8 protein-coding genes, 1 pseudogene and 1 riboswitch are annotated in these 14134 nt (G+C 37.4%); of the genes and pseudogenes, 5 read left to right on the top strand and 4 right to left on the bottom strand.

The features are described 5' to 3' along the window. The first annotated feature begins 18 nt into the window (after nucleotides 1–18). Nucleotides 19–120, top strand: a riboswitch (purine riboswitch). Nucleotides 121–269: 149 nt separating this feature from the next. Beyond that, on the top strand, nucleotides 270–1823 hold the full coding sequence (gene guaA, locus AC3WOM_RS20655) for a glutamine-hydrolyzing GMP synthase (RefSeq protein ID WP_427548152.1): 1554 nt from the start codon (nucleotides 270–272) through the stop codon (nucleotides 1821–1823). Between the two features lie 57 nt (nucleotides 1824–1880). Here the strand turns inward: guaA and AC3WOM_RS20660 are convergent. Beyond that, nucleotides 1881–2127 (bottom strand): annotated as a pseudogene (locus AC3WOM_RS20660) (site-specific integrase); the annotation flags it as partial. Nucleotides 2128–2327: 200 nt separating this feature from the next. On the opposite strand from AC3WOM_RS20660, the gene AC3WOM_RS20665 reads away from it, so the two are divergent. Together AC3WOM_RS20665 and AC3WOM_RS20670 are read left to right on the top strand one after the other, a co-directional pair. Beyond that, entirely contained in the window at nucleotides 2328–2696 is a 369-nt protein-coding gene (locus AC3WOM_RS20665; protein ID WP_492448154.1) for a BlaI/MecI/CopY family transcriptional regulator, read from the top strand. 1 nt (nucleotide 2697) lies between these two features. Next, on the top strand, nucleotides 2698–4236 hold the full coding sequence (locus AC3WOM_RS20670) for a M56 family metallopeptidase (RefSeq protein ID WP_492448155.1): 1539 nt from the start codon (nucleotides 2698–2700) through the stop codon (nucleotides 4234–4236). 493 nt (nucleotides 4237–4729) lie between these two features. Here the strand turns inward: AC3WOM_RS20670 and AC3WOM_RS20675 are convergent, their stop codons facing one another. From AC3WOM_RS20675 to AC3WOM_RS20685, 3 genes are read right to left on the bottom strand one after another with little or no spacing between them, the layout of a single operon-like run. Next, a complete protein-coding gene (locus tag AC3WOM_RS20675; protein ID WP_427548157.1) occupies nucleotides 4730–5272 on the bottom strand; it encodes a DUF7010 family protein in 543 nt (180 codons plus the stop codon). 16 nt (nucleotides 5273–5288) lie between these two features. Then, nucleotides 5289–5705, bottom strand: a complete 417-nt coding sequence (locus AC3WOM_RS20680; protein WP_492448156.1) for a hypothetical protein — start codon at nucleotides 5703–5705, stop codon at nucleotides 5289–5291. Beyond that, on the bottom strand, nucleotides 5702–6142 hold the full coding sequence (locus tag AC3WOM_RS20685) for a LytTR family DNA-binding domain-containing protein (RefSeq protein WP_492448157.1): 441 nt from the start codon (nucleotides 6140–6142) through the stop codon (nucleotides 5702–5704). Before AC3WOM_RS20685 ends, AC3WOM_RS20680 begins: the two co-directional genes overlap by 4 nt. Nucleotides 6143–6714: 572 nt before the next feature. Between AC3WOM_RS20685 and AC3WOM_RS20690 the strand changes: the two genes are divergently transcribed. Both AC3WOM_RS20690 and AC3WOM_RS20695 read left to right on the top strand, forming a co-directional pair. Continuing rightward, nucleotides 6715–6876 (top strand): hypothetical protein, encoded by a 162-nt coding sequence (locus AC3WOM_RS20690; RefSeq protein WP_492448158.1) that lies wholly within the window; start codon nucleotides 6715–6717, stop codon nucleotides 6874–6876. 849 nt (nucleotides 6877–7725) lie between these two features. After that, the coding region (locus AC3WOM_RS20695) for a DUF7601 domain-containing protein (protein ID WP_492448159.1) at nucleotides 7726–14134 on the top strand (6409 nt) is incomplete at its 3' end.

Genomic DNA, 14134 nt, shown 5'->3' on the forward strand with positions numbered 1-14134 from the left:
AGTAAAATGAAAAAAATTATATATGATAAGGATTGCTTTCATATAAGTTCGATAATAAGGTTCGAATGTTTCTACGAGATCACCGCAAATGATTTCTCTATGAAGGCGAATGTTTTGGTTAGGTGAGAAGTACGGATCACTTTTCTTTGCTACGCATTCGCCTTTATATTTCAAGAGCTTATGAACGCGTAGGAAGTTTTTACTTTCATACGCGTTTTTCTTTGAACACTTGAAGATATCCTTTAAAAATAGTAGAAGAGGTGGAAATTTTGTCAGCTAGCCCTTTATTAAAAGAGCAAGAAAAAATCGTTGTACTAGACTTCGGTAGCCAATTTAACCAATTAATTACGCGTCGTATCCGTGAATTTGGTGTTTTCAGTGAGCTACACCCCCACACAATAACAGCAGAAGAAATTAAAGACATGAATGCAACTGGTATTATCTTTTCAGGTGGTCCAAACTCTGTTTATGACGAAAAAGCATTCCATGTAGACCCAGCTATTTTCGAATTAGGCTTACCAATCTTAGGTATTTGCTATGGTATGCAGTTAATGGCACATACACAAGGTGGTAAAGTTGAAGGTGCTGAAACTCGTGAATACGGGAAAGCAGAAATCCAAGTTACAACTTCCAATAAACTATTTGGGGAGCTGCCATCTGAGCAAATTGTTTGGATGAGTCATGGTGACCATGTGACAGAAGTGCCTGCTGGTTTTGAAGTAATCGCAACAAGCGCTTCTTGTGCAATTGCTGCAATGGCGAATGTAGAACGTAAACTTTATGCAGTACAATTCCACCCAGAGGTACGTCACTCTGTATATGGTAATGACCTATTACGTCAGTTTGTGTTCGATATTTGTGAAGCAAAAGGCGACTGGTCTATGGCAAACTTTATTGAGCTTGAAATCGCGAAAATCCGTGAAATAGTAGGTGACAAAAAAGTATTATGTGCACTTTCTGGCGGTGTAGATTCATCTGTTGTTGCGGTTTTAATTCATAAAGCAATCGGTGATCAATTAACTTGTATGTTTGTAGACCACAACTTAAACCGTAAAGGTGAAGTTGAGCAAGTAATGAAAACATTTACTGAAGACTTCGACATGAATCTTATCAAAATTGATGCACGTCAACGTTTCATGGATAAACTTGCGGGTGTATCTGACCCTGAGAAAAAACGTAAAATTATCGGTAATGAATTTATTTATGTCTTCGATGAAGAAGCATCAAAGCTTGAAGGAATGGACTTCCTAGCACAAGGAACACTTTATACTGACATTATTGAATCAGGTACATCTACGGCACAAACTATTAAGTCACACCACAATGTTGGTGGTTTACCAGAAGATATGCAATTCCAATTAATTGAGCCACTTAAAACTTTGTTTAAAGATGAAGTGCGCGCATTAGGATTAGAGCTTGGTCTTGATGAAAAAATCGTTTGGCGCCAACCATTCCCAGGTCCAGGTCTTGGTATCCGTGTACTTGGTGAAGTAACTGAAGAAAAGCTTGAAATCGTACGCGAATCGGATTTCATCCTACGTGAAGAAATCGCAAAAGCTGGTCTTGAACGTGACATTTGGCAATACTTCACGGTATTACCTGATATCCGTTCAGTCGGCGTAATGGGCGATGCACGTACGTATGACTACGCAATCGGTATCCGTGCCGTAACATCTATCGATGGTATGACTTCTGACTGGGCACGCATTCCTTGGGATGTATTAGAGAAAATCTCTGTTCGCCTAGTAAACGAAGTAAAACACGTGAACCGTGTACTGTATGATATTACATCTAAGCCACCTGCAACGATTGAGTGGGAATAGTAGTAGGAGAGTTAGAAATCCTTGATGTATAAGGGTTTCTAACTCTTTTTTCGATTTCTAAACACTTTTTATTTTTGTATTACGTAAATAACTTACAGTAAACTCAGGTTTAGGGAAGGAATCACCATTTTGTTTTGCTTCTTTAAAAGAGATGATTCTGTTTAATTTGTTGGGTAATTTAACTTCAAAGTTACTATTTGGATATAGATGTTCATATGTCCTAAAGTTGCTTCAATATCTTCATGTTTTAAAGGGTTTTTATAATTCTCATACTAATGAGTTGAGAGGCATGGGAATGGCGTAGTATTCCAGATAATGAATTAGCCACGGTTATCAAACATGATTAACCACTATAAGAAAAAAGGTTTGTGGATAAAAAGAATAAGATTTTTTTGCAAAAAACTGTAGTCGCCCATCTTATTCCAATTTCATATTGCCAACCATTTAAGACAGATGTATTATATTAATTAAGGCAATTGTCTTAAATGAGAGAGGTGAGTATATATGAAAAAATTACCTGAAACAGAATTTAAAATTATGAAAGTAGCTTGGGAAAGTGATCCTCCCATTACGACAGGCTTAATAATGGAGAGTATAGGCAATGAGAACAATTGGAAAATTCAAACCGTAGTATCTCTTATGAATAGATTAACTGAACGTGGATTTCTTCGCAGTGAGAAAAAAGGCAAGGAGCGTTTATATTATCCGATAGTGGAAAAAGACGATTATCTACATTTTGAAACAGTTCATTTTATGAAGCTCTATCATAAAAACTCAATTATGAATTTAGTAGGCACACTCTATAAATCCGATACTATTTCTAATGAAGATTTAGCTTCTTTGCTTAAATGGGTGGAAGAAAAGAGGGATTAAAATGCAAAGCATCATGGTAGGTTTATTCTTTAAATCTGTAGTAATGTCCTTTATTGGATTACTCTTTATAACTGTAACGCCTTTCCTTTTAAAACGATACCGTGCTAAATGGCTTTATTATGGCTGGCTCGCTATCCTTGCAGGTTTTATTTTACCATTTACAATCAATATTTCGACCACAGTTATCAATCTATCAGAACCAGCGCCATTGCCATCTAAAGAACTTGTTCCAGTTAACAGTAGTCAAATAACACTTGTGTCGACATCTGTAGATACCATATCAGCATTTTCTGTATGGCAAATAGGGATGATCATATGGATTTTAGGAATCGTTGTATTTTTGGCTGTTCATCTTGTAAAACATTATCGTTTTATGTACATGGTGAAAAGATGGGGGCAAACGATAACTGAACCAAATACCCTTCATTTGCTTGAAAAAGTTAAACATGAAATGAATATTACTAAGGAAATCGTATTGAAAGAATGTGGCTGTATTCATTCACCCATGTTAGTGGGATTTGCTAAAAATACTATCTGGCTTCCTAATAATTCTTATCGAGAAGAAGAACTAAACATGATATTGAAGCACGAGTTAGTTCATTTGAAGCGAAAGGATTTATGGTATAAAGCGTTTGTGTTGCTGGTTAGTAGTATTCATTGGTTCAATCCATTGTTCTATCTATTCGCTAAAGAACTGGACAATCTTTGTGAACACGCTTGTGATGATGAAGTAGTAAAAAATACTGACATCCAGCTTAGAAAAACGTATAGTCAGACGATACTACATGCTGAGAAATTCAAAAGAGGAGAAGGTGTTCTTTCTACAAATTTTCTAGGAAGTACACAAATTCTAAAAAAGAGGATATTCTCCATTATGGATATGAGTAAGAAGAAGTCAGGAATTGTTGTGATGGCACTATTAACTTTACTTACAACAGGTGGAGTGGGTGTCAGTTCGGCATTTGCTATTTCCAGTAAGCCGTTGAACTATTTAGACGAAACATTTATGAAAGAATCCATTTTAAATGGTGCATCCAGAGGCTATTTTGCAACAGATAAATTTATTATTTACCCAAAGAATATGAAGGATATACAAGCTGTGCCACCTGAGCCTACTTTAAACAAAGAGCTCTATCGTGATGTGTTTTCAGAGGGTGTCATTGGAACTGAAGCAAGATACCGATACCCGATTGAAATTGTGCATAAACAGCATGGACAGAAATATACAACAGTAATTCATATTGAATATGACTATGAGCTACTAGCACCTGTCGAATATGATGAGCTCAATACCCTTATCGAAGCCTATTTATTACCTTTTAATGAGTTAAAGTCGATACCCTATGAAGATTTCATCACACCAAATTACCTAGAAAGTAGATTGAAAGCCTATATACAAGATATTGATACACAGAATATAGACGCTCGTATGGAATTCACATTTAATTTTAATGGCTGGGTAACGAACAATAATAGTTTACCTTTTTCAAGTCAAAATCCTATAGGTACTACACCACGTTATATGAAATTTACACCATAGAAATCGAGATGTATAGCTGAAAGAAGATATTAATCTGACAAGCATCATTCAAAATAGGGGCTAAATTGAAATATTTGTACAAAATTTTGTTGTTAAAAATGGGCAACTAAATTCCAAGCATCCAAATTCATTAGTTCTGGTTATATACAACCTGTTTTAATTTTATGGTAAGAATAAGCTAGAACAAAATCTGGTGCATTTATGTTAAGTGAATCTCCTAACGGTCCTCTTTTGAGGGAAACTGACTTTGTTCAGTTAGTATGATATATCAACGCTATCTTAGTATCAACAATTTATCGTGCACGATAATTGGACTTTAATAGGAATCCCAATTTGGTAGAAATGGTCAAGTGAACCTGTTACAGATATTTGGGAAATATCGAATTAAAAAAGATTTTAGATGTATAAATTCAAAATAAAAAGCCCTAGAAACATTGATTTCTAGGGCTTTTTTGAAAATTAGTTAAAGAGTTCAACTTCATCCTCGTATAAACTAGCTTTTAATTTCCTTTTTCAACATTAAAAATAAGAAAAGCACACCAACTTCTACGATTAACGGAACAAAAATAATATGTAAATGGAAGAAAATGATACTTATCAAAATAGCTGCACAAATAAATATTGAAATATATCGATAACTTTTTGATTGATAAAAGAATGAATATGGTAACAAATGTGCACCGTAAATAATTGCATATACAGGTAAGACCCACATAGGTGCTTTTATCAATAGAAGAATACAAATAATTAAATATAAAATTTGATTGTTTGTTGCAATCAACAGTCCATTAATCAATGGATTTTCTTTATAAAATAAATCAACTTTTAATATTTTGGCACAAAGAATTGAAACAGGAAACAGCAATGCACCACAAGATAAAATGCCAATATTTTTTATCATTAAATCTAAAGGCAGCAACGTGATTGTTGTGATAACTCCCCAAATAAATATAGAAGCCATGATAAAAGGAAGACCCTTTTTTTGTTTCTGAGCAATATCATTTAATAGTACTTGTAAGCTAGTATTGATGTTCATTTCCGTTTCCATCTCCTTAATTTTCAAGCGATTTATTCAAACTATCCGCTATTTTTTTATTTTCATATTTTGAGAAAAAATAAAATCCAATGATATGACCAATCAATGTTATTATTAAAATTAGCAATAAATATGGTTTGATAAATTCAAATACTTTCAGTGAAAAAAGATATACACTTCCTATGCTACAGAAAAAATTCAAAAAAGTACTAATAACAATTTTAGTTGTTACTTTTAATGTAGAGTAGTTCCACAAATAAGGATAAGCTATACCAAAAACAATCCCCATTAGAACGCTAATACCAATTAAATTCCAGATGTAAATAAAGTTTATTATTTCTTCGTGAAATTTAAAAATAGTAATTAAGAAAACAATCCAAATCAACACCATAAATGAAACGTTCAAAAAGCTATTCTTTAAGTCATTTATCATATCAATTTCTCCTTAATAGATTTTGCATAATGTCTACTGACAATATATGTATTTTTTTGTTTTGTAATAACTTCCAATCTAGCATGGCTTCCTGAAGTAAACGAGCGTATTTGATTCAAATTCAAAATCATTGAATTGTTAATTCTAACCAATCCGAATGATTCCAAGTAAGATAACTCTTTTAAAATCTTATTCAGTATTAGCTCTTTACCATCTATTAAAAAGATTTTGGCAAAATGACCAGATGCCTCAATCGCTTCGATGTCATTGAGTTCAATCATAACCTGGCGATTTGTTTTGAAATCTGTTGCACTTAATGTTATAGATTGGAAAAATTGCTGTTCAAATGTAGAAAGCAATTCTTTATTCGAAGGATTACTAATAATCTCAATTTCAGAAGATGATTTATTGTTTTTCCAAATATAGCTGAATTTCATGTTGATCTCCTTTCTGTTTTTATCGTAGCAACACTTCTAAGAACTTACGATGATTTTTCGTTTTGTTGCAAAAAAAATAGACTTTGTTACAACATTGATTCTTAAAATTTAAAATTACAGTTTTCGCACCATCAAAAAACCTAAAGATTTTAATTGGTGTTTAAAGCAATGATTCTAAAATTGACTATTAAAAAGAATCGACAAATAAAAGTATAACTCAATTCCTCATTTACACAGTGAGCACAGTAGATGGGATGACCACAAATCGACTGACCAATCCTTATACAAAGCATAAATCGTATCAACCTGTCTTCAAAGCCAGGTGACAAAATTGAGTTGGAATAGGCTTGCCCTTAAGTGTCCATTGCTGAATTCTTATACAAGGTTTTTATAGTTTTATACAAAATTTTCACTCTACCTTTTAGAAGAAAGCCAAGCCCAGCGGCAAATGTTTTTTGTAGCGAAAGATAAGTAACAGCTCTAATTATATTATTGGACTTGTTAATTTGGAAATATATACAGTCAATAGGATAAATGGTAGAATAGTGAAAATATAAAAGGGGTTAAATTGATTGAATATACTCAAGAAATGGTTTGGTGGAGTTTTTGTATTAGCGATGCTATTTAGCATTCAGCACCAAGTAGCAGATGCGGCTGATTATCGAACAGTGAAGGTTGTAAGTGGCTCAAGCCTTTTTGTGAGAGAGGAGCCGAATGGTGCAGCAACCACTTGAATACTATGTATTTGTGCATCGGTGAAATAGATTCGCCCTTCAATATATTTACTATTATAAAAAGAAAGAAAACACAAGAACTCGAGTGCTTTATGATATTACATCTAAGCTACTAGAGAATAATAGGCATATACTAATTGGATGTGGATATCTAGTTAATGGTGTCTGCTAAGATAATAAGATAGTAAAAACTGCTTTATAATAAATTTTCCCCCACCTGATAAACCTTCAATTTAGGGGGGGTCTAGTTTAAATATTTCTTTTAATGGTTCAAAATAAGTTAATTCTCAAGACCTTTAAATTCATAAGCCGGAAAGAGTTTATTGATTTCTTGAACATTATTTATAGTGTCATTAGATATATTTGCGATTAAGTTCATGTCAGAAAAAACACTGTTTTTCAATTTTCTTCTACCCTTCTTTATTTTTCCTCCTTAGTTTCCATCGAATTTTTTCTCAATGATTTTCGAAAATCTGAACCTAGAATCCATAGTTTTTTGAGAAATATTTGCGACTCAACATAGCTCAGATTTCTACTCCCTTTTCTTAAATAAGCTTGAAAACGCTCATCAATTTCTTAATTACTATACAAAAAATACGATTTGATTTATTGCCGGGATTGTTCAGTTTTCGTTCAACACTTAATGATAGAGTTAACTAGATACACAGTATCCGCTTGGCAAGGACTGATATTTTAAAGTAAGGGCTAGGCGAAATGACGACGTATGGTTTCTTGCTTATTCCTCTGTGAAGCTTGATTAATTGAAGCTCCATAACGTTTCAAAGAGGAGACAGGCAGATTACCGTACAGTTGACAAGAACTTATAAGGAAAAGGAGGAGATTTGGGGAATGAAACGAAAACGCAGTATAAGCAAATCAGTGATGTCATTTTTGCTAGTAGTGATGCTTATTTTGCAAACGTTGGCATTTGCTGTTCCTGCATCTGCGGAGAGTTCGATAAGTCCAGATAACTATGTGGAAGACGAAACAGTCGATGCAGGCAACGAAGGCGAACCGGTCGATACTGATAAGGCAACAGGCAGTGAAGGCGAACCGGTCGATACTGATAAGGCAGCAGGAAGCAAAGGCGAACCAGTTGATACTGGTAAGACAACAGGCAACGAAGGCGAATCGGTTGATACTGGTAAGGAAACAGATAACGAAGGCGAACCAGTCGATACTGATAAGGCGACAAATAATGAAGTTGAGGCAGACCCATCTGCAAAAGATGCAGTATCTGACACACAGAAGAGTGTCATACCGATGTCTCTAGGAGTGCCTTCGGATAAAACAGAGGTGTTTATGGGAGTTAATTCGTCCTTTCCACTGGAAGTGAAGCAGGGGAATCCCCAGACTGTTATTGCGCCAGATGGTATTATTCAGGGAAGACAGCAATTTACACTCAAATCGGAAGGTCTCGCGGCGCCAGTGAATGGTGATGACCCAAATCCGACTAATGCAAATCCTGATAATTACATCCAGAAGGGTGATTGGATTGAGCTGAAAAGAGAAGACTACTTTAAAGAAGTGGTGTTACCGACAGCTACTAAAGTTCTGAATGCGCAGACGGAATCAGGTATGAAACAGCTTGGTACAGCCTATTTCACTCCGAACAGCATTAAGATTGTATTTAACGGTGACGATAACTTTTTCAATGGTGTTGGACGAGGAATTGTCTTCAGCTTTGAAACTACTGCCGATGCAGATTTAACTGGAATGGTGTATGGCGACACAAAGCCTATCAACATCTTTGGGACAGCTTATCAGTTGAAAAACCCAGACGTGACAGCGGCGTATAGCATAACATTGAGTTCGCCCGGTATGGTCAAATGGGATCAGTATAGTTATCGCGGACTTCCAGCTGCACAATTTGTTGAGGGAGCGGTTACTTGGCAGTCAACTGTATCTGCTTTCGATCAGTTTGATAATAAAATCAAACTACCATTAGACGGAAAGATATTTTATACGAACCCCTCATCTTATAATACCTCTGGGAATGTCCCTGGTATCTATATGCCAGGTTCATTCAAAGTAAATGGTATTGAGGCAACCCCAACCATTGGTGGGGACGGATCGCTGAGCTATACTTTCCCACCAGGAACAGGTATAGATCCGAAGGTAGAATATAAAACAATGATTCCAAAGGAAGGCTACTATTACGAGCACAAGAATCCACCAGGCAATCTTGGACGTAGCTATCGGGTCATGCGTGGTTCAGTGCAATTGAAACAAGATGATGATAAGTTGGTGGAGACGAGCCAGGAGATTTCCTTTGCTCCAGATTGGATTCAGGCCAGCGCCTCGTATGATCATAGTAGTGAAACAATTATATGGAAAATCACTGTTAACCAATATAACAAAAAAGGGTTAAAGGACTTTACTATCACAAATGTCCTACCTGCTGGATTGGAATTTACATCAGCAACATGGCAAACTTGGGTGGATGGTGCTGCATCTGCAGAAGAAGCAATTACACCAGATGCGAACAGTATTTATTCCTTTGGGGATATTGACGGTAAAGTAGAGCTAGTGATTAAGTCTAAGGTGAAAAACGGTTCAAATTTCAGAATCGATCCACGTGCTAACTGGAATTTGGACACATTAGATGGTATTCAGAACAATGATGTGGTGACTGGTCTAAGACCTGCCGCGGTAACTGACGAGGCATTAGTTACTATCGGTGCACATACATTTACAAAAAATGGCTCTCTTACGATGGAGGATTTCAGCCTTGGCGGTGTTACATGGACTGTTAGCCTAGCTCCACAATATGCCTTGCCAGATGCGGTGGTATATGACGTACTAGTACATGGCGGTGATTTGAACGTCTTGAATAATGCTGTGGATGCAACTGGAGAGGTGAATGCAGAAACTATTGCGAAAATCAAAACGAATATTAATGATGCACAGCTCTGGAAGCAATATCACGAAGGAACCCTCAAGAGCCCTAACGGCTTGACTTTGAAAGCTATCCCTTTGACAGTGAATAGTGAAGTGGTGGCGGACTTAATCAAAGTGACTGGATATACTACCGATCAAGCTGCTTCTTTCAGCTTCCGTTCACTTGAAACTGATCCAAAATTCCTATTTAAACAAGATATTAATGTAGGAAAAGCAAGATGGAATAGAGCTTTGTTGTTTGATGGCGAAGTTGTGAAATCTGCACAAAATTCGGTGAATCTTCATCTGCGCATGCTGAATAAGGATATGCTCTTTGCATCGAAGCCATTGAAAGTAGATGGTACACCTGAAAGCGTTAATCCAAATAACGTTAGTAGCTACATTAGAAACGATAGCAATGAAGCATGGACACTCTCTGCGTATGACCGAACTACAAAAACAGTCACTTTCCGTCTTGGTATTAATATGCCTGGATATAATACAGAAGAAATGGCTAAGGATGGTGGTAATCGAGTAATCAGCAATATTAAGCTGGTGGACACATTACCAGAAGGCTGGGAATTCGTGCCGTTTTCTGAGGGTAAGGATTTTGAGCTTTGGAAAAGCTATTCGGACAATGGCAGTGGTACTGAATATGGCGTTAGAAACGATGCCAAAACGATTATTGAACCAGGTACTAACGCTCATGTAGTAAGCTTCTCTAAGAATGGAAACGTAGGAACTTTCACCTTCTCTAAATTGGAAAGTCCATATGTCATTTTAGTAAAGGCAAGACCATCCAACGCGGCTTTAGAAAAATATTTAGAGGAATACACTACAAACGGCACAAACAAGCAGGTACTGTATAATAAAGCTGATCTTCATATGACATGGGGTGGAGAGGAAAAGGTTATCACTGAACAACGTAAAGTGATTGTACCAGTTCAAACTCTTGGGAAATCGGTAACTAAACCAACTCCTGGGGTACTGGAATGGACAGTAAACTATACTCCGCCATTCAACATGGAGCAGGGTGTTTATTTGCAGGACACTATAGGTGCGGGAATAAATCCGCGATACGATGCAAACGGAAAGCTTGTGCTGGCAACGCCAAGTATGGCAGTGTATCGTGCCAAACTGACTGCAAGCGGTGCTCTTGAACGCGAGGGCGCAGCACTGGACCTAAGCGACCCTAATGCTGAAGTTCAAGTGGAAGCTGCACCAGGTGCGGGAGGCACTACAGTTTTAACATTCAAAATGAAAGACCCTAATAAATTATATCAGTTTGTATACCAAACAGAGGTTGATCCATCTAAGGCGAAAGCTGGAGACAAGATGGGCAATGAGGTAAAGCTAGCTGGAGACGATAAGCTGGAATCTATCAGTGCAAAAAGCGAAAGCACGTTGGATAATTCGGACGTAGCCGGTAGTTCAAGTTCCAATGCTTTGTTAGCACTGAAAAAGGTAGATCCTGACGGTAAACCGCTTCAAGGTGTACAGTTTACGCTGTATAAGAAGGGCGATGGAACAGAAGTTGCAAAGGGAACAACTGATAGCGGAGGGAACCTTAATCTGCTATTCCCAGATCCAGGGTATTATGAGCTGAAGGAAACCTATATTGATACCAATACTTGGCTACCAACTACAAGAATTTATCAAGTATATGTAGGGAATACGCAAGGGAAGCCTATTTGGGTGGACGGAGTAAAAGTTACTTCTGCTGATCCGCTTATTGTACCAACTCCTGCTGTAGGTGGATTAAAAATCGACAATACGGTAACAGGTAATGGCAGAGATTCAAACAAAGAGTTTAAATATACAATTATCTTTGATGGGAAAGACAAGGATGCGGAATATGAATATGTGAAGGATGGAGTAAAAACTACGATAAAAAGTGGAGATTCTATCATTCTGAAGCATGGTGAGGCAATCACATTCCCTAAATTACTTGAAGGTCTTTCTTATACAGTTACTCAAGAAAGCTATCAGGATGGCGGATATACGACAGACCCAGAAAGCCGAGTGTATAGTGGTGCGATTGAAAAAAACAAAGTAACCGAGTTGAAGTATGTCAACAACCGAACAATACACGGACAGTTGTTGATTGACAATACGGTAACAGGCAGCGGTAGCAATAAAAATAAAGACTTTGATTATACGGTTACTTTCACTGGCGAAGGATCGGACAAATCGTATTCGTATACGAAGTCTGATGACACGACAGGAACAATCGAATCTGGTCAAAAAATCGTACTGAAACATGGTGAGGCAATCACTGTTCATAATCTACCTGTGGGGCTTACTTACACAATTCAACAGATAGATTACACAAATGAAGAGTATACAACTACACCAGAAGATTTTATTATTACAGGTAGTATCGAAGAAGGAAAAACAGCCGAAGCACACTATATCAATAATAGAGAGATGCCCGGCGGTTTACTAATTAGCAATATAGTTACTGGTAATGGTAGTGATGAAGAGAAGGAATTTGAATACACAGTAATCTTTACTGGGGCGGGTGCAGACAAAACGTATGATTATACGAAATCTGACGGCACGAAAGGACAGATTAAATCTGGGGACAAATTCCACTTGAAACATGAACAAACATTGCTAATTGAAGAAATCTTAAAAGATACAACATATGTCGTAACAGAAAAGGATTATACGGCAGAAGGTTACACAACAACACCAACAAGCCGAGAGTACACAGGTACAATCAAGGATAACGAAACTGCTAAAGCTCCATTTGAGAATGTTCGTTATCTTCCAGGTACACTTGCCCTAGAACCAAAAATTCAAAAGGTACGTGGAGACGGTAAAACACCTGTTGACTTAACAGCTACTTTAACAGGGCAAGATGGCAAGCCAATAGTAGGCGAGGAAGTTGTCTTTATCGTTGATGGTGTGGAAGTAGGCAAAGCTATTACTGATGAAAATGGTAAAGCGACGATTTCATATACACCACCGAAATTGGCTGACGTCGCACCGAAAGAGCATAAAGTGATTGCGAAAACGGATGCTACTAGCCCATCAGGTGTACCTTACAATGAAGACGATGCAGTTGTTATCACAATGCCAGCAGCACTTACAGGTGTTCTACGTGACAATGAAACTAGAAAAGTCCTTCCTTACAAAGAGATTGTAGTGAAAAATGTTGCAACTGGTGAGGAAGAAACAATCACTACTGATTCGGAAGGTCGTTACTACCATCTTGTTCAACAAGGTGAGGAGTATACGATTACTTACAAGCATCCGGTGACTATTGGTGGCGTGCAAACACTTGTTCCATTCACGCAAAAAGCGATTATTGAAGGTACGGATAACCCAATAGAAGGTAACTTAGTTCCAGCAGAAATTACTGCTGTAGGTATCGTACTTTTCAAGCAACCTAATGGTACTAACTCATTGCTAACTAAGGCATTTGCTGGTAAATTAAATGTTTACTTGAAGGATGCAGCGGGCAACTATGTTTCAGAGAATGGTGCTCCAAAGGCATTTCCTTTAGAGGAGAATGGTACTTTCACAGCGGAAGGTTTAACAACAGGTAACTATACGCTGGAAGTACGTTATGAATTTGAGCCAGGCAAAGAATTAATACTTGTCAAGGATAAAGTACTTAACTTGGCAAATATTGATGAACTTAATATTTCAGCAGAATTAGTAGACCCATACGGCACGGTTTATGATAAAACGACAGGTGACGAAAACACTGGTAAGAAAATTGAAGGCGCTACAGTAACTCTATATTATGCAGACACGCCAAGAAACCGTGCGAAAGGTATTACACCAGGCACGAAAGTAGTATTGCCTGCGATTCCAGGCTTTGCACCGAACGATAACGCTAGCCCAGAGCAATATAGCGATATATTTGGCTTCTACGCATACATGGTATTCCCAGAAGCAGATTACTATTTAGTTGTAACAAAAAATGGATATGAAACATATACGAGCCCAACGATTTCTGTTGAATTCGACATTGTACAACACAATGTACCAATGAAACCAGTTAGCCCTGGCGGATCTGGAGAAGGTAACTCAGGAACTGGAGGTAATCCAGGAGGTTCTGAAAACAACCCAGGAACTGGAGGTAATCCAGGAGGTTCTGAAAACAACCCAGGAACTGGAGGTAATCCAGGAGATTCAGGAAACAACCCAGGAACTGGAGGTAATCCAGGAGGTTCAGGAAACAACCCAGGAACTGGAGGTAATCCAGGAGATTCAGGAAACAACCCAGGAACTGGAGGTAATCCGGGAGACTCTGGAAATAACCCAGGAACTGGAGGTAATCCAGGAGATTCAGGAAACAACCCAGGAACTGGAGGTAATCCAGGAGATTCAGGAAACAACCCAGGAACTGGAGGTAATCCGGGAG

It is taken from the genome of Lysinibacillus sp. FW301-JW8, from assembly GCF_058788755.1.